Annotated in this window: 16 protein-coding genes; 12 read left to right on the forward strand and 4 right to left on the reverse strand. The window is 48.4% G+C overall.

Annotated elements, in window-relative coordinates:
- Positions 1-248: 248 nt before the first annotated feature.
- The 8 genes from RBH76_11360 to RBH76_11395 all read left to right on the forward strand — a co-directional run bounded on the left by RBH76_11360 (position 249) and on the right by RBH76_11395 (position 8,054).
- Positions 249-1,301, forward strand: a complete 1,053-nt coding sequence (locus RBH76_11360) for a nucleotidyltransferase family protein (GenBank protein ID WMJ83319.1) — start codon at positions 249-251, stop codon at positions 1,299-1,301.
- Positions 1,302-1,339: 38 nt separating this feature from the next.
- Positions 1,340-1,648 carry a hypothetical protein gene (locus RBH76_11365; protein WMJ83320.1) on the forward strand — a complete coding sequence of 103 codons (309 nt, stop codon included), beginning with the start codon at positions 1,340-1,342 and terminating at the stop codon, positions 1,646-1,648.
- The gene (locus RBH76_11370; GenBank protein WMJ83321.1) at positions 1,645-1,968 is read left to right on the forward strand and encodes a hypothetical protein; all 324 of its coding nucleotides are present in this window, start codon (positions 1,645-1,647) and stop codon (positions 1,966-1,968) included. Before RBH76_11365 ends, RBH76_11370 begins: the two co-directional genes overlap by 4 nt.
- Positions 1,959-3,911 (forward strand): DUF115 domain-containing protein, encoded by a 1,953-nt coding sequence (locus RBH76_11375; GenBank protein WMJ83322.1) that lies wholly within the window; start codon positions 1,959-1,961, stop codon positions 3,909-3,911. The genes RBH76_11370 and RBH76_11375 overlap by 10 nt, the downstream gene beginning before the upstream one ends.
- The gene (locus tag RBH76_11380; GenBank protein WMJ83323.1) at positions 3,898-4,275 is read left to right on the forward strand and encodes a tetratricopeptide repeat protein; all 378 of its coding nucleotides are present in this window, start codon (positions 3,898-3,900) and stop codon (positions 4,273-4,275) included. The genes RBH76_11375 and RBH76_11380 overlap by 14 nt, the downstream gene beginning before the upstream one ends.
- Positions 4,272-6,800 carry a glycosyltransferase gene (locus RBH76_11385; protein ID WMJ83324.1) on the forward strand — a complete coding sequence of 843 codons (2,529 nt, stop codon included), beginning with the start codon at positions 4,272-4,274 and terminating at the stop codon, positions 6,798-6,800. The genes RBH76_11380 and RBH76_11385 overlap by 4 nt, the downstream gene beginning before the upstream one ends.
- Before the next feature lie 131 nt (positions 6,801-6,931).
- Complete coding sequence (locus tag RBH76_11390; GenBank protein WMJ83325.1) at positions 6,932-7,606, forward strand: class I SAM-dependent methyltransferase; 675 nt, start codon at positions 6,932-6,934, stop codon at positions 7,604-7,606.
- Between the two features lie 97 nt (positions 7,607-7,703).
- A complete protein-coding gene (locus RBH76_11395) occupies positions 7,704-8,054 on the forward strand; it encodes a DUF4183 domain-containing protein (GenBank protein WMJ83326.1) in 351 nt (116 codons plus the stop codon).
- 353 nt (positions 8,055-8,407) lie between these two features.
- Here RBH76_11395 and RBH76_11400 read toward each other — a convergent pair whose 3' ends face one another.
- From RBH76_11400 to RBH76_11415, 4 genes are all read right to left on the reverse strand, one after another.
- Entirely contained in the window at positions 8,408-8,746 is a 339-nt protein-coding gene (locus RBH76_11400; protein ID WMJ83327.1) for a four-helix bundle copper-binding protein, read from the reverse strand.
- Positions 8,747-8,937: 191 nt separating this feature from the next.
- The gene (locus RBH76_11405) at positions 8,938-9,846 is read right to left on the reverse strand and encodes a glycine betaine ABC transporter substrate-binding protein (protein ID WMJ83328.1); all 909 of its coding nucleotides are present in this window, start codon (positions 9,844-9,846) and stop codon (positions 8,938-8,940) included.
- A gap of 22 nt (positions 9,847-9,868) precedes the next feature.
- Positions 9,869-10,711, reverse strand: coding sequence for a proline/glycine betaine ABC transporter permease (locus tag RBH76_11410; protein ID WMJ83329.1), 843 nt, complete (start codon positions 10,709-10,711; stop codon positions 9,869-9,871).
- Positions 10,704-11,915 (reverse strand): glycine betaine/L-proline ABC transporter ATP-binding protein, encoded by a 1,212-nt coding sequence (locus tag RBH76_11415; GenBank protein ID WMJ83330.1) that lies wholly within the window; start codon positions 11,913-11,915, stop codon positions 10,704-10,706. Before RBH76_11415 ends, RBH76_11410 begins: the two co-directional genes overlap by 8 nt.
- A gap of 493 nt (positions 11,916-12,408) precedes the next feature.
- Between RBH76_11415 and RBH76_11420 the strand changes: the two genes are divergently transcribed.
- Genes RBH76_11420 through RBH76_11435 form a run of 4 tightly spaced genes read left to right on the forward strand, consistent with a single transcriptional unit; the run spans position 12,409 to position 18,139 of the window.
- Entirely contained in the window at positions 12,409-13,383 is a 975-nt protein-coding gene (locus RBH76_11420) for a leucine-rich repeat protein (GenBank protein WMJ83331.1), read from the forward strand.
- 48 nt (positions 13,384-13,431) lie between these two features.
- The gene (locus tag RBH76_11425; protein ID WMJ83332.1) at positions 13,432-14,799 is read left to right on the forward strand and encodes a VWA-like domain-containing protein; all 1,368 of its coding nucleotides are present in this window, start codon (positions 13,432-13,434) and stop codon (positions 14,797-14,799) included.
- A 21-nt stretch (positions 14,800-14,820) separates the two neighbouring features.
- Positions 14,821-16,329, forward strand: a complete 1,509-nt coding sequence (locus RBH76_11430; GenBank protein WMJ83333.1) for an AAA family ATPase — start codon at positions 14,821-14,823, stop codon at positions 16,327-16,329.
- A 52-nt stretch (positions 16,330-16,381) separates the two neighbouring features.
- On the forward strand, positions 16,382-18,139 hold the full coding sequence (locus RBH76_11435) for a DUF4080 domain-containing protein (GenBank protein ID WMJ83334.1): 1,758 nt from the start codon (positions 16,382-16,384) through the stop codon (positions 18,137-18,139).
- Positions 18,140-18,196: the final 57 nt, after the last annotated feature.

Here is an 18,196-nt window from a genome sequence, read left to right on the forward strand (position 1 = left end):
CGCTGCCCTTTTATATAACAGCATAAATCGTGACTGGCAGGCCTCCGGCCAAGCGACTCAACACCGGAATCTGCGGTGAATATACTGATACTAATCGCCCACTAAAAGCAGATTAATATGGCAGTTTTCCGCTCTGCACCATTTTGGGCGTTAGCGGGTATCATCCCAAGGATTCTAATTCTTGCAGGATAAAAGCCTTCTCGCCTTTTTTAGTGGAGATTAGTAAAAGCAAAACGGATGGATAGCTCATGGATATTTTAGAGAAAATTTTAATAGAACCTGATACGCTAATTCAAAGAGCAATTGAAATTATAGACATTAGCTCGCAGCAAATAGCGCTGGTGGTGGATGACGACCGGAAATTGTTGGGCACAGTTACCGATGGTGACATCCGCCGTGGACTAATGCGGGGGATTTTGTTAAACCAGCCGGTTGAGCAGATTATGAACAACCGCCCTATTACGATTCCCGAAATTAAGGATCAAAACAGCATCTTAAATATCATGCGGGTCAATAAGCTGCGGCACCTGCCGGTGGTTGACGCCGCGGGTCGCCTCATTGGAATTGAGAAGCTGGACGATTTATTGCAGACACCCAAAAGAGAGAACTGGGTCGTTATCATGGCCGGTGGACTGGGCAAAAGATTAAGGCCACTGACAGAAAACTGCCCCAAACCTATGCTGGAAATCGGCGGGAAACCGATTCTGGCCACCATACTGGAGGAGTTTATCAAACAGGGCTTTAGCCGTTTTTGTCTCTCGATCAACTATAAAGCGCAAAATGTTATCGATTATTTTGGCGACGGCAGCCAATGGGGAATTACGCTCGATTATATCCACGAAGACCGCCCCATGGGAACCGCCGGATCGCTGCGCCTGTTTCATCACGAGACCGAAGAGCCGATAATTATTATAAACGGCGATATCCTGACCAAGCTAGGCTTTGACCAGTTGATTAGTTTTCACAAAAAACGCAAGGCCTGTGCAACGGTTGCGGTGGCAGCTTACGATTTTAAGGTCGATTACGGCGTTGTTAAGGTCGACAGAGATATGCTGATTGGCTTTGAGGAAAAGCCAGTCTTCACAAGCTTTATCAATGCGGGAATATATGTCTTAAACCCCGAAATATTAAAAAAACTGCCGGAAAACAGTTCTTTAGACATGAATCAGCTGTTGGAAATAATGCTAAAAAACAACGAGAAGGTGTGCGCCTTCCCCATAAGAGAATATTGGATAGATATTGGGCAAATGCGCGATTTTAATCAGGCGGTGCTGGATTATGACACCGTGTTTTTGAAGTAGGCAACGGCGTTAGCATAAACAGGAAAGAGGAGATGCACATGCATGTCATTGAAGATCAGGAAAACGACTATACATGGTATTCCGAAGAGATGCGCAGTCGGGTTGCAATGATTTTTGATTTGGCTGCTCAGATGTCGGAACTCAGAAACGTATTGGAACAGATAAAAGCTGAAGCAAAAAGTTTGCGACAGCTTTTTTTTAGCGACGAAGAACAAAAAGAGATGCAGGCATTATCTAGCGGGTTTGACCTTGAAATGCGCAGAACCAAGCAGAGCATTTTGAATAACCTGATGACCTATCGCCAGTTCGGTTGGTCAAAAATCTTTGACGAGGGGAAACGCGAATGAATGCAACACAATGTTTGGAAGAAACAAACTGCCGATTACATAATACGCTGCAATCTTGCGTTTCTCTTTTTAGAGAGGGCGAAGATAATAGGGCGCTGGACGCGCTTCTTGACAGCATTGAAGACCTTGAACGGATATTGGACATTTTTCAATGTGCGGAGGCGACTGACTTTGGGCTGGACAATATTCTGTGGGGTTACCGTAAACTGCTCAAATGTATGCAAAATCAAGATGTGACAGGCATGACCGACTTATTGGAATTCACCATCATCCCACAGTTAAAAGCGTGGGAAGCGAGGTGCAATGTAATATGCAGATAGCGAAACCGAACGAAACAAGAGAAATGTTTGAAAAAAATCTGCAGCTTTTAGCGCCGTGGCAGAGAGCACTTGTCCAAAAAATTGACGAAGACGTGCTGTGGAAGAAGATTGAGGTTACATACAACGATGACGGCTATCCCCTCTGCCAATATCAACAGGAGGGTAAGGCGTTTCAGATCGTGAGTGCGCAACCGGTTCCCGAAGCTAAAGCGTGGTGCAAGGCGCTGTTAAAGCGGGCATCCGGGGCCGTGTTTCTTTTTGGTTCGGGTTTTGGTTATCCGATTTTTGAAATATTTGCACATAAAATGCCCCATACACTTGTCGTTGTGTTTGAACAGGATCTTTTTTTATTTAAAGCCATGTTGTACCACTTTGACTTTGAACCGATTATAAAATCCGGAAAATTAATTTTTTTCGTCGGTGACAACAGTCAGTTTGAACAGGATTTTTCCGACCTGTTTGGCAGCCTAAACTTTTTTAGCTGCACCTATCCGGCCTTTTGTTTTACGCCCGCTGCGCAACGCAACTTCAAAAAGCAGTATTTGGCCATCTATCAATTTGTCTTTACCCGACTGTCGTTGCTGACCTTTTATATCGGTAACGACCATCTCGATAATTTAATTGGATTATGCAATTTAATCGCAAATGCCGGCGCCATTGCTCGCAACCCGTACCTCTCTTGCTTGAAGGATCGGTATAAAGGAACCCCCGCTTTTATTGTGGCCAACGGGCCGTCGCTTGATAAAAATATCGATCAGCTCAAAGATATCGCGGGGAAAGGGTTGGTTATTTCGGTGGAGTCTGCCATTGTGCCACTCATAAAAAATGGCATTAAGCCCGACGTCCTGACCATTATAGAGCGATCAAAAGAGACCTATTCCTACCACTTTGAAAACAGAAGCTTGCCGGATGATATGGCGTTGATCTGTTTGGCAATGGTCGATAAACAGGTTTTCCCGGCCTTTGATGGAGCCACAATTCCTGTGTTTCGCAGCGGGGAGGCCATAAACCAGTGGGTTAATGGCAATCTTGGCGATGGCAGCGCAATTGACGCCGGTTCAAACGTATCACATCTGGCATTGGAGTTGGCGGCCTATTTTGGGGCGAGCCCGATTGTATTTGTCGGGCAGGACTACGCCTACGGCACTACAGGGACGACGCACAGCCGGGACGCATCCTACTATGAAAAAACAGGCGAGGAAGCCAGGGCGCTGATCGAGTCGCTACCGGTGATCTATGTCGAGGGCAACGATGGCACACAAATAGCGACAAACCCGCTTTGGAACAGCTTTAAGATGGGTTTGGAAATCAAGATAGCGGCGCACCCCAATATATTGTTTCTCAACGCGACACAGGGTGGCGCAAAAATAGCCGGAACCAAATGTGTTCCCCTCACAAAGATTATTGCGCAGTACTGCACTAAGGAAGTACCCTGCCGCGTTAATCATCTGATAGATGAAAATAAAAAGCAGGTTTCTGTTTCGGATAGAATCGCGCTTTTGAGCCGCTTTATAGAAGATACGGCACAGTATGCACAGCTGTTTCGAGGCTTTGTGCAGGAGACGGTCAAGGGAAAGCTGGACTGCAAAGACATGGTGCAGCTTTCACAATTGGAGGACATAAAACGTTATGAAGCCACCATTGATGAAGCCTACAAGCGCCATCTGGAGGTGTTTGATACTTTCTTGCGTAACGGTTTATGTCGGCACTTTATTCAGCAGATGTTTTTTGTCTATTACTATCTGATGAACCGGGTCGGAAACATTGACGCCCCAGAAAAGGTGACAGAGGTTTTTAAATTGCAGTATGACCTGTTCTACTATCTAAACATTGTCAATCAAAGCTTGAGCATTCATCTTGAAAACGCCGTGGAATCTTTAAAAGCGCAACTCATTGCGCTAAAAACAGAGCAGGAGGGGTGTGAAGCTTGTGAGCGGGATTGACGACTTAAACAGGAAAATAACGCAGCTTTTAAAGGAGCCTGATAGCGCGAAGCGGTATTACGCCGTGGGTGCCATTCTCTACCGAGCTAAGGACTGGGAAAATGCCGAGCGCTTTTTGGGCAGAGCCTATGAGCTTGATCCGGCCGATATTGATATTTTGTATCATTATGCCGCTGTTTTGTACCAACGGCAGGACTACCAGAGAGCGGCCGCTCTTTGCCGTCAGGGCTTAAAAACAGCACCCAACGACCGCGCGCTGCTTGAAAAGCTGGGCGATAGCTGTTATCTGTTGGGTGTGTATGAAGAAGCGGCAAAGGCCTATGAGCACCTGCACAAAATATCAGACGGGGTGGTATTGCCATGACCGAAAAAAAGGAATTAAGCCTCTGCGTGGTGACTTACAATGATGAAAAGTATATATCCGACTGTCTGCACGACTTAAAGGACAGTGTAAATGAGATTATTGTCGTAGATATCGGCTCGAGTGACCAGACAGTCGCTTTGGCGCAGCGCGCGGGTGCGCATGTCTTTGAGTTTGATTGGCAGAATAGCTTTAGCAGCGTCAAAAATTTTTGTATAGATCGAGCTGTCGGAAGATGGTTGCTATTTTTGCAAGCTAATGAAGCCTTATCCAATACGGATTTGAGAAAAGTGCCGCTGCTTTTAAAAAATCCAAATGTAGAGGGCTATTTGTTGCAGCTCACCGGGCTAGGTGGGCTTAAAATGGTTCCGACAAATAGCAGACTGAGGCTAATTCGCAACAGAAAGGAATATCGCTATCGCTACAACGCCTTTGAACACATACCCGATGTGCAGATTTGCAACATCGAAAATGCGGATATTATTGTTTGGCGCCGTGACAACGAGGTGTCTTGGGATACACCAATGCGCGACCAACTGCTGGAACAGGACATCGCAAAGGAACCACAGGTGCATTATATCAACTATGTGTATGGGCTCAGTCTTTTTAAAGCGGAAAAATATGAGGAGAGCGTCGCTTACTTTGAAAACGCCTGTGACGGTCTCAACCCTGAGTGCTTATTTGCCGCGCATCTTTATGAATGTCGGAGCTGGGCCTTGCTGTATCTCGCACGTTATTTGGAAGCTTTAACGGTGTTAGACAAAGCGGTTGAGCGCTTTCCCCTTTACACAGATTTTTTGGTTCTGCGCGCAGAAACGCATAAACAGCTTGGCGATTACAATGCGGGCATTCGCGACTTGATGCGCTGCCTGAACACCATGAAACAGCTTACCCCAATGGTGCCCGGCCCGGAAATTAGCGCCGCGATCGTCTGGGAGTCGCTTGGAACCATGATGGCGCATCTAGCAAACCTGCGTCAGGCGTTGGCCTGTTTTCAGCAAGCGTATTACCTCAACAGCCGTAACAGCGGAGTTTTCGATAAGCTATGCACCCTCGCTCTAGAGGCGGAAATGCCCGAGGCATTGTCGGGCATTTTGGGCCTTGCGCTAAAGCAGAATATCCCTCAACAGATGGTCGCGGCCGCCAAAGCATTTTTTGCGTTGGGGCAGTATGACAAAGCATTGGGCTTAATCCGTCGTGTAACCGATGCCGGTTTTGAAGGGCAGGCTTGTGATGTCAAATTTAACTGCCGCTTGATGATAGAAAAGGGCCAAATAGCCGACCGCCAGAATGATGGCGACGTAGGCAATGACCGAACTTTGGCTGAACAAATAAAGCGCTGCTGGCTGTGTGATGCAATGTCAGAGGCCGAAATTCTACTCAAAGAATTGGCACAAACAGATGGCAAAACTCCATCTTTTAGCGCCTTATATCACTTAATACAAAAACAGCTAAGCGGCGACGAACCATCTTTTATGACTTTGGCACCGGATGCGTACCGCGAAATTAGTGCCGTGCATGACACGTTACTGTTTAACGGAAAAACAAAAAAGGCCAAAGCCCTCTTGCCGCTACTATTACATGAACAGAGGCAAAATTCTTTTGTTAACCTCGCCGTCTTATGGGCGCGGTTCAATAACTTTGACGTTCTCAGACAGATATTTAAAGCGATAACTCAAGAAGATTTGCGCTCGGAATTTAAACACAGGGTGCTGAAAAAGCTGTTGCATGACGGACATTTAGAAACGGCTGAAAAACTGTTGTATCTGGGCTGTCGGCAGCCCTCCAAGGAAATGCAACTTACGTTGTGGTCTGCACGCTACACAAGAAAGATTGAGGAAATCAGCCGGTATGTTGATGATGGCGAATTATTTGGCCAAACTGTTGAAGCGACACAACTTAAAAACACCAAGTCGCTCACAGACTTTTTTGGTGCGATTCATAACAAAGTGGGCGACCATAGCGATAAAAAAGTGCTGACATGCGGTGAAATGCATGCACAAATCGGCACAGTTTTTGAAAAGAAACAAAAGAATATTGAAGCGATGACGGCGTACCTTCGTGCCTTACAATGGGAGCTGAATTTAATGGCTCATGAAAAAATATGCGCATTCGGCAGGGAAAGTTCAAATGATTTGGATGCGCTTTTAAAAAAATTGCCGTGGACAAAAGGCGGCTTATTTCATACGCGAGCAGGATTTTCCGATTATATACGTGGTCTGAGCCTTTTTGACAACGCACAATTTGAGCAAGCTTTTTCGTTGCTTAAAAAAGTTACGATCTCTGAAACCAACAGCCCTGCATTCGCCTATATGCTGGTTATCCTGTGGCTTCAAGACAAGCAAGAAGCAGCAAATGCGCTTATAAAAAGTCTTGTAGCATCGCCATCGATGATAGGTTGGAGTTCACACATTTTAAAAAACCATATTTTGCATCAGCTCGAGGAATCTCTTGAGCAAAATCAATATGATGGGCTGCTTTTAGCGGCTAAAGAAAGCGTGTTAAACCAAGTTGAGAGGACATTATAAAAGTGGGACGCCTGTTGGGCGAGGCGACGTATTTTAGGCATGGGCAGTAGCCGAAAGCAGGCGAAAAACATAAGATAAAATGTTCCTCAATATGAAGCACATTTTATTTGATAAAAGGATTTGATGAGATATTGGAAAGTTTTGATCAAAATTGGGAACACATCCATCAGCATCAGGAGTGGGGGAAATACCCGTCTGAAGAGGTTGTACGCTTTATTGCGAGAAACTTTTATGGTAAAGAGCGGCGCAGCATCAAGCTTTTAGACGCGGGGTGCGGAACAGGTGCCGTAACCTGGTTTTTGGCGCGAGAGGGATTTAACGTATATGGGTTTGACGGCTCAAAAACGGCAATTCAAAAGGCTCGGCAACGCATGGAAGAGGAAGCGGTCACTGCCGAGCTGGCGGTCTGTGATGCAACATGCCTGCCGTATCTGGATAATTTCTTTGACGGGATGGTCGACTCGGTTATGATCTGTGCAAACACACTCGACAATGTCAAAAAGATTTTGAGCGAGTGTTACAGAACATTAAAGCCTGGCGGACGTTTTTTTTCAACGGGATTATTTCGGCCGGAGACGAGCGGATACGGCGCAGGAAAATTGATTGAGCCCAACACCTATACAGACATCACCTCGGGTGTTTTAGCTGGCAAAGGCATTGTACACTTTTTTTCTTATGAAGACATTACGGCGTTGTGGCAAAGCGCTGGCTTTACTAATCTTATAATCGATTCAATGGCGCGCTCTGAGCACGGCGGAACGGGATGCATCAGCTACTTTATGGTTGAGGCGCAAAAAGCTAAATAGGTGAGCCTTGGCATTTCACCTATTGAAGCCCCTGGCATAATATACTATTGTAGCAACACAACCCGGACATTTTTACTTTAAGAAAGAAGGTAAGTATATGGCGATTGGACTGTTTAAGCTTGTTGTTGAGAGCACACTCTCCGATGTGCAGTATTTCTCGACAGCATCGACAGACTTAACCATTGACGATACAACCCCTGTCGTTTTGCTTGCAACTGATTTTGTCACTGGCGACGGTGCTGCTGTCACGACATTTACAAACGCAACATCCGCCGGCTATTATATGCTGGAAATTGGTGGCGTATTGCAGCAAACAGGCTTATATACGATCAGCGCCTCTGGCGGCGGCCTAGAGCTGCTTTTGACCACCGGTAACACTGCAACCTATAACATTGCAGCAAGCACGCCTATCACGCTCACTGTAACGGAGAGCACAATTAATAACTAATAGCATTTTGGGGCGCGCTATCTTCAGAATATGGGTTGTCTGGATGCTAAATAAGTACTCGAAAGCATTATAGGAAAGCGGAGGACGGCACGCCGTCCCCCGCTTTTAGCCTTCTGTTGTGATTGTTTGCAGCACCGCTATTAAATCCTCCAAGTTATTGATGCATACGTTTCTTGAAAGGATTTCATTTTTTAGATCGATTGATAAGGATTCAAAATTATTCCGAATCTCAGGGCTTACGAAAGATATAAAAATCACCCCTTTGAATAGTTTCTCTCAAAGTGAAGTGAGTCATTCACACAAAATAAGGCGTAGCAATATTATGTATGGCGAACTTGCCGTCCGCCAAGAAATTACATCGCCCGACACTCACTGGCACATTTTTTGCACTCTTCCGCACATTTGGTGCAGTGATCATCTTTGAACATCGAGCAACTGGAAGCACATTCATCACAGACTCTGGCACACAATGTGCATAGGTCTTTCGTATGCTTTGCCTCCATGGCCATAAAGCAGGATGCCTCGCGGCAGATTGCGGCGCATTCCATCAACATGCTGATGCAGTCTTTTCTTGCTGCTACATCGGGTTCTTTCAGGCAAAGTGTGGCGCATTCGCGGCAAGCCTGAGCACATCGATTGCACTCATCGATACACTTTTGGTATTTGTCTGTACTGTTTGTTACAACGCCCATAAAAAAATCTCCTTTTAAAAGTGATATAACTCACTTCCATTATGCGCTTAACAAAGAGTTTTATGCGACAAAAAGCAAAACGCACCGTTGCCGGTTGTTAGCCGATAACGGTGCGTTGCTGTATGAACGTTCTTTAAGTGTTTTTGGGATTTTTTAAAACCGCATTTTCATTAATTGATAAATTGATTGGTTTAGGCGATCCAAGCGTCGACGACCTCTTTGTTGTCGGCTATCCATTTTACTGCCGCGTCGGTCGGCTCCATGCCTTCATTGATGAGGGCTTCAAGACTGCCGATCTGTGCGTCAGTCATTTTAAACTTCTTGAGCATAGTGGCAACTTCCGCGTGCTCACCGCTAAAGTCCTTGTTGGCCAGCGTATGGATTTCTTCCGCTTCGCCATAGGAGCCCTTGGGATCCTCGAGATATTTTAGATCAAATTTTGCGAACATCCAATGGGGGCTCCAGCCGGTAATCGCAATCCACTCGTTTTTGCCATAGGCTTTTTCCAAAGACGCCATCATAGCAGGCTCACTGCCCTGGACGATTTCAAGGCCAAGGCCATAGTCCTCTTTTGCGGCTTCGGTCGCTTTCATGATACCGGCGCCGGGGTCGATGCCGATAACCTGATCGTTAAACTGGTCTGCTGCGCCCTCAAGCTCTTCGATAGAATTTATCGTCACATAGCTTGGGACGACTATGCCAATTTTTGCGGATTCCTGATACCAGATACCGTAGTCCTCAAGCGAATCCTTATATTCTGCCCAGTAGGTGGCATGGGTGATCGGCAACCATGCGTCCATAAAGATATCGATGTCGCCCTTGCTCAAGCCAACGAACAGCGGCGCAACATCCAACTGAGTGAGGGTTACTTCATAGCCCTTCTCCTCAAGGATGACTTTCCACAGATTGCTGACTGCGATGCATTCCGCCCAGTTCACATAGCCGATATCGATGGTCCCTTTAGTTTCAGCAGGGGCCGATGCCGAAGAATTGTCGGCCGGCTTGTTAGAACTTGCGCATCCGCCGAAAAGCACCAGCACCAGACTGACAATCAAAACAATCGAAACAGTGCTTTTCCAAGTTAATTTACCTTTTACCATACTTTCTTTTTCCTCCATTTTCTTAATTTTTTTTATTTTCAGTTTGTAGTGAATTTCCGACTCCCTGAGAGATTCTATCAAGAATAATGGCCATAATGACAACGCCAATGCCATATTCAAAGCCCATTCCGTTCTTGAGTTGGCCAATCGCGGTTAAAACGCCTGCGCCCAATCCGCCCGCGCCGATCATAGCCGAAATGACCACCATCGACAGAGAGAGCATCATGGTCTGGTTGATGCCGGCCATAATTGTAGGAATGGCAACAGGCAACTGAATTTTCCATAGCATCTGCATCGGTGTAGAACCGAAGGCCTCGCCGACTTCTACCAGATCTTGCGGGACCTGTCTGATACCCAGATCGGTCAAACGGATGATCGGCGGCATCGCAAAAATAACCGTTGCAAACACGGCGGGAATTTTGCCGATGCCAAAAAAGAGCAGAGCCGGAATGAGATAAACAAACGATGGCATTGTTTGCATGAAGTCTAGTATCGGCGATATAACGAGGTGGAACTTATGCTTACGCCCCGCTAAGATGCCCAGAGGGAAGCCGATGAGCATCGAGACAAGTGCCGATATAATCACCAAAATGAGGGTGTTTATAAAGGGGTCCCAAAGCTCTAAGTTATGGATGAACGCGAGACCGAGGATGGACCCAAGCGACAACTTCCAGCCGCTGGCTTTCCATGCGATGGCAGCGAAAAACAAAACAATAATCCACCAAGGCACCATCATCAGATAGTCTCTCATCGTATTAATGCCGTCGCCCGCCTGTTTTGAGAAGGCATCCAATGCTTGCCCAAAATTTGTCTGAAGCCATTTGACGGCGGCATCGATTATTTCAGCTAATGGGAATTTAGGCATTGTTTTCCCCCCTGTTTTCAGAATCAAGTGCGGCCAGAACCGCACCGCGGACAATAATACCCTTGAGCTTATTTTCCGCATTTACAACCGCCAGAGGCAGCTTGCTTTCGGCAATGACGCCCAACATATCCTTGATGGGGGTCTCTTCCTCAACGACCGGCCCAACGGCCAGTTCAATTTCGCTCAGGCTGGTGACTTTAGCGTCTCGCGCCGCAAGCGCCATCTCAACGGTGATAATTCCCTTGTGTTTCTTTTCTTTGTCAACAACAAAAACACTCGAGATACCAAATTCTTTCATGATGCGCAGTGCAACGCTGGGGCCGTCACGCAATGGAATGACCGGATGGGGCTTTTTCATCACGTCTCCGGCCGTCAGAATTTTGCTGCGATCGACGCCGCGCACAAATTTGGCCACGTAGTCGTCGGCGGGGTTCTTGATAATTTCTTCCGGGGTGCCAATCTGAACCAGCGTACCGTCGCGCACAAATGCAATGCGGTCGCCGAGCTTTAACGCTTCGTTAAGATCGTGCGTGATAAAAACGATCGTCTTGTTCATTTTTTGCTGTAGGCTGAGCAGCTCATCCTGCATTTCTTCTCTGATCAGCGGGTCAAGTGCGCTAAACGCTTCGTCCATGAGCAGGATGTCGGCATCATTTGCAAGCGCACGCGCCAAACCAACACGCTGTTTCATGCCGCCGCTCAGTTGTGAAGGATATTTGTCTTCCCATCCCTTCAAGCCAACGAGCGCCAAGGCATCGAGCGCGTGTTGCTCTCTTTCTTTTTTTGGCACACCTTGGACTTCTAGTCCGTAAACCGTGTTTTGCAATACGGTACGATGCGGTAGCAGCGCAAATTGCTGAAAAACCATGGCTGTCTTTTTCTGCCGCATCTTTCGCAGCTCTACATCTTTGAGCTTGGTAATATCAACGCCATCAATCACTACAGATCCCGCTGTTGGGTCTATCAAGCGGTTAAGGCAGCGCAGGATGGTCGACTTTCCGCTTCCGGAGAGTCCCATGACGACAAACACTTCGCCGCTGTTAACTGTAAAGCTGATGTTATTAATTCCGACTGTCTGGCCGGTTTCTTTTAATATTTCTGCTTTACTCCTACCCTGTTTCAAAAGATTTAACGCTTTGTGAGGATTGCTGGAGAAAATTTTGACAAGGCCGTTAACCACAATTTTTTCGGTCGATTCCAGCATAGCATACACCCTTTCCTGTCGTAGTTTTGTATTGAGCTATCCAAATAAACAAAGAGGTTTTATCATCATATACAGCTTAAAAACTAAGAATATTTAAGTGAAAAAAGAACCTTTTCAAATAGCTACTGACAACTCATTATATCTTATGGAGTTGTCAGTTGTCAAATTTACGTAATTTTTATGAGCAATAAAAAGCGCCATAACACGACAAATTACAACGTGAATTTTTATAACAATTATAGTTATTTGCTTATTGAGAGGATAAAATCAACCTAGAATATAAATAGTTTTTACTAAAACTTGTGCATCTATATAAAATTAACATTTAATAGCAAATTTAAACGCTGGGCGGTAAATTTTCGAATGATCTATTAAAAATTGCTGTAATTGACTTGGGTATATGTAGGGGAAGGGAATATTGGCGGGGACTCTAGGAAGAAGAGAGAGAATGTGATAAAATTAAAAATTAATGACTAAAAAAGGAGGCTGGGCCGTGAAGACTTCGGCGGGGCACAACAATCTGCTGATAACCTGGCGGCCAGCTTTTGGCGGTGCGGAACTGACACGGGTCGAGACCTCCGACAGAGATGTCGTGTTGCCCGATACGGTGGAGGGGTTGCCAGTGACCGCGCTCGGACCCCTTGCCTTTGATACTTCAAATGAAGAGCGGCCCCAAGGCCAACAGCTACGTATCATCTGTGGGTTGGGCGGGGCGGAGATGGACAACCGAAAGCTGGAGCGCATTACCCTTCCGACAACGCTGCGTCGGGTGGGTGACTATGCTTTTTACAATTGTTTTGAATTGCGTGAGGTGCGCTTTTCTGAAGAAACCTATCACTGGGGCGTCAGCGTCTTTATGAACTGCCAGATGCTTAGCACTTTTTTTATTCGAGCGGTGTCTGAGAGGGCGGAAAGTGTTTATAATTTTGCGAATGAATTTTCCCGCGAGCTGGATGTCGCGATTGAATATCCAGAGGGTTTGCCGGCTCGTTTGGTTTTCCCAGGCTATGATGAGTCTTATCAGGAGAATATCTCGGCACGCTATTTTATATATGGGGTTCAAGGGCCCGGATATCCCTATCGCAGCATATTTAAAGACCGTGCGCTAATCTTAAAGGATTATGACCGACTGTGGCCGGCTCTTTTGGCGTCGGAACATGACCCGGACTGCGCATTGCGCATGGCCTGGTACCGGATGCGTTTTCCGCGTGATCTGGCACCGGAGGCCAAGGAAGGGTATCTTGAATTTTTGCGCTGTAATGTGGGCGTGGTAATTACGTGGCTGTTGGGTCAGCGCGATATGCGCGGGCTTGCGTGGTTTTTGCCACAGTCTGACGCTGACCGCAACACGCTGACACAGGCCTGTGATGCGGCCCGGAAATTGGGCGCAGCCGAGGGGTTGGCGCTTTTGCTGGAAGAACAGCACCGGCGTTTTTCTACCGGAGCGAATAAGACCTTTGAGCTATAACATTAGAAGTTGAGGGCGTTGCCCTGTGGGCTGGAGAGGAGCAAGCGGATGGCGGGTCAAAAGACGATGGCTGAAATTGGACTAGAGATTTTGCGGGTGGCGCAAAGTGAGCTGTACCTAAACCTGCCTTATCTCGATCTGGCGCTGTGCGCGCTGACATTTGTTCCGGGCGATGAAATGACGCCGACGCTGGCCACCGACGGTGAACAGCTACATTATAACAGCACCTATTTGTCCGAGCGCTATCTGAGGGCACTCACAGGCGTAAATCGGACCTATCTACATGTCGTGCTGCACTGCATGATGCGCCATCTGGCAAAGAAGCGCGGAAAGGACAGCGTGCTGTGGGACTTGGCCTGTGACATCGCTGTCGAGAGTATTCTTGATGCGCTGGCGGAGAATTATCCCTGCCTCAAGGGGGTTGTCGCGCCGATGCGCCGTGGTCTTTATGGCGAGTTGCGAACCCAAATGCGGGTGTTGACGGCAGAAGGCATCTATTACGTGCTGCTGCGCCGCCAACTGCCGGCGCAGGAGCTTGCACGGTTGCGGCGGGAATTTTTTGAGGACGACCACGGGCTGTGGGCGCCTGAAAGCCGTGAGCAAAAGGAACAGAGCGACCGTCAGGATAAAAAATGGGGCAGCATGTCTGAACGTACCCAGACGGGACTTGAGACGGTGATGTCCGAGCGCTCCACCGGCGGCGAAGCGGTCTACGAGCAGGTGAAAGTCGCCAACCGCGAGGGTGTAGATTACCGAGACTTCCTGCGCCGGTTCGCGGTGCCGCGGGAAGTTATTGGGGTGGACGGGGACGCCTTTGACTACGGCTTTTACAGCTATGGGCTGCGGCTTTATGGCAACATGCCGTTGGTCGAACCACCTGAAACGCGGGAGGAAAAGCGCATTCAGGACTTTGTGATCGCAGTGGACACGTCTCTTTCAACCTCGGGTGCGCTGGTGCTGCAGTTTTTAGCCGCCACCTATTCTATTTTGCGCAGCACCGAGACTTTTTCCACCAAGGTGAACATCCGCATCATCCAGTGCGACGATCAGGTGCGCAACGACACCGTCATCCGCGACCTGGGGCAGCTGGCGGACTATATGGACAATTTTCAGCTGGCAGGGGGCAGCGCCACTGACTTTCGCCCCGTTTTTGCTTATGTGGAACAGCTGCGGGCAACCGGAGAGCTGCCGGGGCTGCGTGGGTTGATTTATTTTACCGACGGCATGGGTATCTACCCTAAAAAGCGACCGCCCTATGAGACGGCATTTATTATGATGGAGGCGCCGCTCATCCCGGTGGAGGTGCCGCCATGGGCCATTCGCCTTTCGCTAACAGAATCGGAGTTAGCGCAGGCAGCCCGACCCGACCCGCTGGAGGATGAGGGATTGATCTGGTCGGAGTCGCCGTATTTATAAGCTGATTAACGGAGGAAAACCATGAACATTAAGCAAGCAAAACAGGAGATCACCAATACCCTTCGGGCTTATCTGGCGAAGGATGGACAGGGCAATTATTTCATCCCTGTCAACCGCCAGCGCCCCGTGCTGCTGATGGGCCCTCCCGGCATAGGCAAGACCCAGATTATGGCGCAGATCGCTGCCGAGACCGGCGTGGGGCTGGTCTCTTACACCATTACCCACCACACCCGCCAAAGTGCCATCGGCCTACCCTTTATTGAGAAGCGAAGCTTTGATGGCAAAGAATACGCCGTGACCGAGTACACTATGAGCGAGATTCTTGCCTCGGTCTACACGCTCATGGAAAAGACCGGCATTCGCGAGGGCATACTTTTCCTCGATGAAATCAACTGTGTTTCTGAGACGCTGGCGCCCATGATGCTTCAGTTTCTGCAAAACAAGACCTTCGGGAATCAGCGCCTGCCGGATGGCTGGATTATTGTGGCGGCGGGTAATCCGCCGGAGTATAACAAATCGGTGCGGGACTTTGATGTAGTGACCCTCGACCGCGTGAAGCGCATCGATGTCAAAGAAGATTTTTCGGTTTGGAAGGAATACGCCTACCGGTGCAACCTGCACGGTGCCATCATCTCCTATCTGGACATCAAAAAGGAGAACTTTTACCGAATTGAAACCAGCGTGGACGGCATGGAATTTGCCACCGCTCGCGGCTGGGAAGATTTGAGCGAACTGCTTTTGGTCTATGAGCAACTGAACTTAAAATTAGACCGCGAGGTCGTGGGGCAATATATTCAGCTGCCCCGCATCGCCCGCGATTTTGCCGGATATTTAGAGCTTTATTATAAATACCAAAAGACCTATCATGTCGATGAGATTATAGAGGGCAAGTGGCATGCCGCTACGGAATCGGAGTTGCGGGCCGCGCCCTTTGACGAAAAGTTGTCGGTTTTGGGGCTGCTGCTTGCTCGCCTATCGGAGTCGGCCGGGCAGACCCGCGAACAGGATGCGTTGACCCAATTGCTTTATGCCGACCTTTTAAACTTTAAAGAATATTTGTCGGCAGGGGAGTCCGCCGTCAGAATTTTGGAAGGGGTTGAGCAGCGCCGCCGTCAGGACATAGCGCGCGTCGCCGAGGCGGGCCAGCTTGACAAGGAAACCCGCAGGCAGACACAGCAGGAGATTGAGCGCCTAAACTGCTACCGCGAGCGGCTGATAGCGGAAAATATCGCCGACGGTGGTGCGCTGGACGCGGTACGGGCTTGGTTCCAAGAGGAAGTGGATGCCCGGAAAAGCGCCAGTGAAACGGCGGGCAAACATTTTGACAACGCTTTTCGCTATCTAGAGCAGACCTTTGGCGACAGCCAGGAACTGGTGATGTTTGTCACCGAAATTACGACCGGGTTCAACACCTCATGGTATGTGGAACACTTTGGCTGTGACGCTTATTTCCGCCACAACAAAGAGCTGCTATTTGATGATACCCGTCGCCGTATTCAGGCGGATATCATCGCAGCAAAGAGCGAATGAGCAATCAAACTTGCGACTCAAAGCGTGCATCATATAGAAAGGGTGAAAGGCTATGACAGGTACCGTGGTGTTCAGTGTTTTAAATGCAAAATATGTCCATGCGTCGCCAGCGCCGTGGTGCTTGGCGGCAGGTGTTAAAGCGTTTGCACCACATCTATATAGCCGCGTGCATATTGTGGAAGCGACCATCAATCAGCCCCCCGAGGATGTGCTGCAACGTATCGTGTCTCTTGCGCCTAGTATTGTTGGATTTTCGTGCTATCTGTGGAATGTTAATACCACGCTGGCGCTATGCACCGCGCTAAAACAGGCTTTGCCAGATGTGGTGATTGTTTTAGGTGGGCCGGAAGTAAGCTATCGTGCTGAAAATGTGCTGCAAAACCATACACAGGTCGATTATATTTTAGCGGGCGAAGGCGAAGAGAACATGCCCGCATTTTTAGCAGCCGTTTTTGCGCAGGGGGAGCCAGTGATTTTGTCCGAATCGGCGCAGCAGATGATTGCCGGTCTTTGCGGGCGGCGTGCCGACGGCACGATATATGAAAATGAGCCGTGTGTGCTACATGGAGCCGTTCCCTCACCGCTGACAGCCGGCTATGCCGAAGCGGTACAGGGGCGCATCGCTTACTTTGAAACAAGCCGTGGTTGCCCGTACACCTGTGCGTTTTGCCTATCGGGGCGGTGTGGTGTTCCGCGCTTTTTTGAATTGGAGGCCGTTTTTGGGGACTTATTGCGCCTTGCCAACAGCGGTACGCAAACCATAAAATTCGTCGACCGAACCTTTAACGCTAATGCTGGTCATGCCAATAAAATTTTGCAGTTCATTTTGGCACATTACGGAAAGGAAATCCCGCAGGGAATCTGCTTTCATTTTGAAATTGCAGGCGACATTTTGCGAGAGGAGACCTTTTCACTCCTTGGGCAGATGCCCGCGGGCGCGGTTCAGCTGGAAATTGGCATGCAGTCGTTTTGTGAAAGAACGCTAGAGGCGGTAAACCGCAAAACAAACACGGCTATTTTACAAGCCAATATTCGCCGTCTTGTGGCGATGGGCAATATGCATATTCACATTGACCTGATCGCCGGATTACCCTTTGAGAATCTGGTTGTATTTGCGGAAAGCTTTAACACGGGCTATGCGCTTGGCGCGCAGATGTTGCAGCTTGGTTTTTTAAAATTATTGTACGGCAGCCCCATGCGCAGCCTGCCGCAAGATTATCCGTGTGAATTTGACCAGAACGCACCCTATGAGGTGCGGACGACCCCGTGGCTCTCAGCCGAGGATTTTGCGCTGCTGCACCGAACCGAGGATGCTGTAGAGCGTGTTTATAACAGTGGACGGTTTCGCCAAACGGCGGATTATGTGCTAAAAGCCAGCGGACTGACCCCGTTTGAGTTTTATACCGGTCTGGGCGTCGCCTCCCAAAAAGCGGGTGTTGGTTGGCGCATCGCGCTTGATGATTACACAGCGGTTTTAAAAGATTATTGTGCTTCGCTGAATCATGTCGACGGTGAGGTGTTGCGGGATATGATGGTGCGGGACAGACTTTCGACAAACGCAACCGGTCGCCTACCAGCATGCTTGTACAGACGGGATGAAGAGCTTTCTAGAGCGATCAAGCGCCTTGGGGCACACCCAGAAACGGCGCCGAAAAAGGGTGTGCGCCGCGGCATCGCGTTGTTATACGCTGCAAACGCTCTGTGTTGGGCGGATTATATCCCGGAAGAGAAAAACCTCGTCACAGGCCGCTGGGCATTGCACGAAATGCCGCTGGGCGAGATATTGGCGCAGTATACCAAAAAGCGGTAATATCACCGTTGCATGTGGTGTGCTAACAAAAGTATAAACTGAAATTTGAAACGAGGT

The sequence above is a fragment of the Oscillospiraceae bacterium MB24-C1 genome, assembly GCA_030913685.1.
Classification (GTDB): domain Bacteria; phylum Bacillota; class Clostridia; order Oscillospirales; family Ruminococcaceae; genus Yanshouia.

Bases quoted from the DNA above. Each gene is read 5' to 3' on its own strand.
- RBH76_11415 (WMJ83330.1), bottom strand. From the start codon at position 11,915: ATGCTGGAATCGACCGAAAAAATTGTGGTTAACGGCCTTGTCAAAATT.
- RBH76_11400 (WMJ83327.1), bottom strand. From the start codon at position 8,746: ATGGGCGTTGTAACAAACAGTACAGACAAATACCAAAAGTGTATCGAT.
- RBH76_11395 (WMJ83326.1), top strand. From the start codon at position 7,704: ATGGCGATTGGACTGTTTAAGCTTGTTGTTGAGAGCACACTCTCCGAT.
- RBH76_11360 (WMJ83319.1), top strand. From the start codon at position 249: ATGGATATTTTAGAGAAAATTTTAATAGAACCTGATACGCTAATTCAA.
- RBH76_11405 (WMJ83328.1), bottom strand. From the start codon at position 9,846: ATGGTAAAAGGTAAATTAACTTGGAAAAGCACTGTTTCGATTGTTTTG.
- RBH76_11410 (WMJ83329.1), bottom strand. From the start codon at position 10,711: ATGCCTAAATTCCCATTAGCTGAAATAATCGATGCCGCCGTCAAATGG.
- RBH76_11365 (WMJ83320.1), top strand. From the start codon at position 1,340: ATGCATGTCATTGAAGATCAGGAAAACGACTATACATGGTATTCCGAA.
- RBH76_11375 (WMJ83322.1), top strand. From the start codon at position 1,959: ATGCAGATAGCGAAACCGAACGAAACAAGAGAAATGTTTGAAAAAAAT.
- RBH76_11370 (WMJ83321.1), top strand. From the start codon at position 1,645: ATGAATGCAACACAATGTTTGGAAGAAACAAACTGCCGATTACATAAT.
- RBH76_11385 (WMJ83324.1), top strand. From the start codon at position 4,272: ATGACCGAAAAAAAGGAATTAAGCCTCTGCGTGGTGACTTACAATGAT.
- RBH76_11435 (WMJ83334.1), top strand. From the start codon at position 16,382: ATGACAGGTACCGTGGTGTTCAGTGTTTTAAATGCAAAATATGTCCAT.
- RBH76_11425 (WMJ83332.1), top strand. From the start codon at position 13,432: ATGGCGGGTCAAAAGACGATGGCTGAAATTGGACTAGAGATTTTGCGG.
- RBH76_11430 (WMJ83333.1), top strand. From the start codon at position 14,821: ATGAACATTAAGCAAGCAAAACAGGAGATCACCAATACCCTTCGGGCT.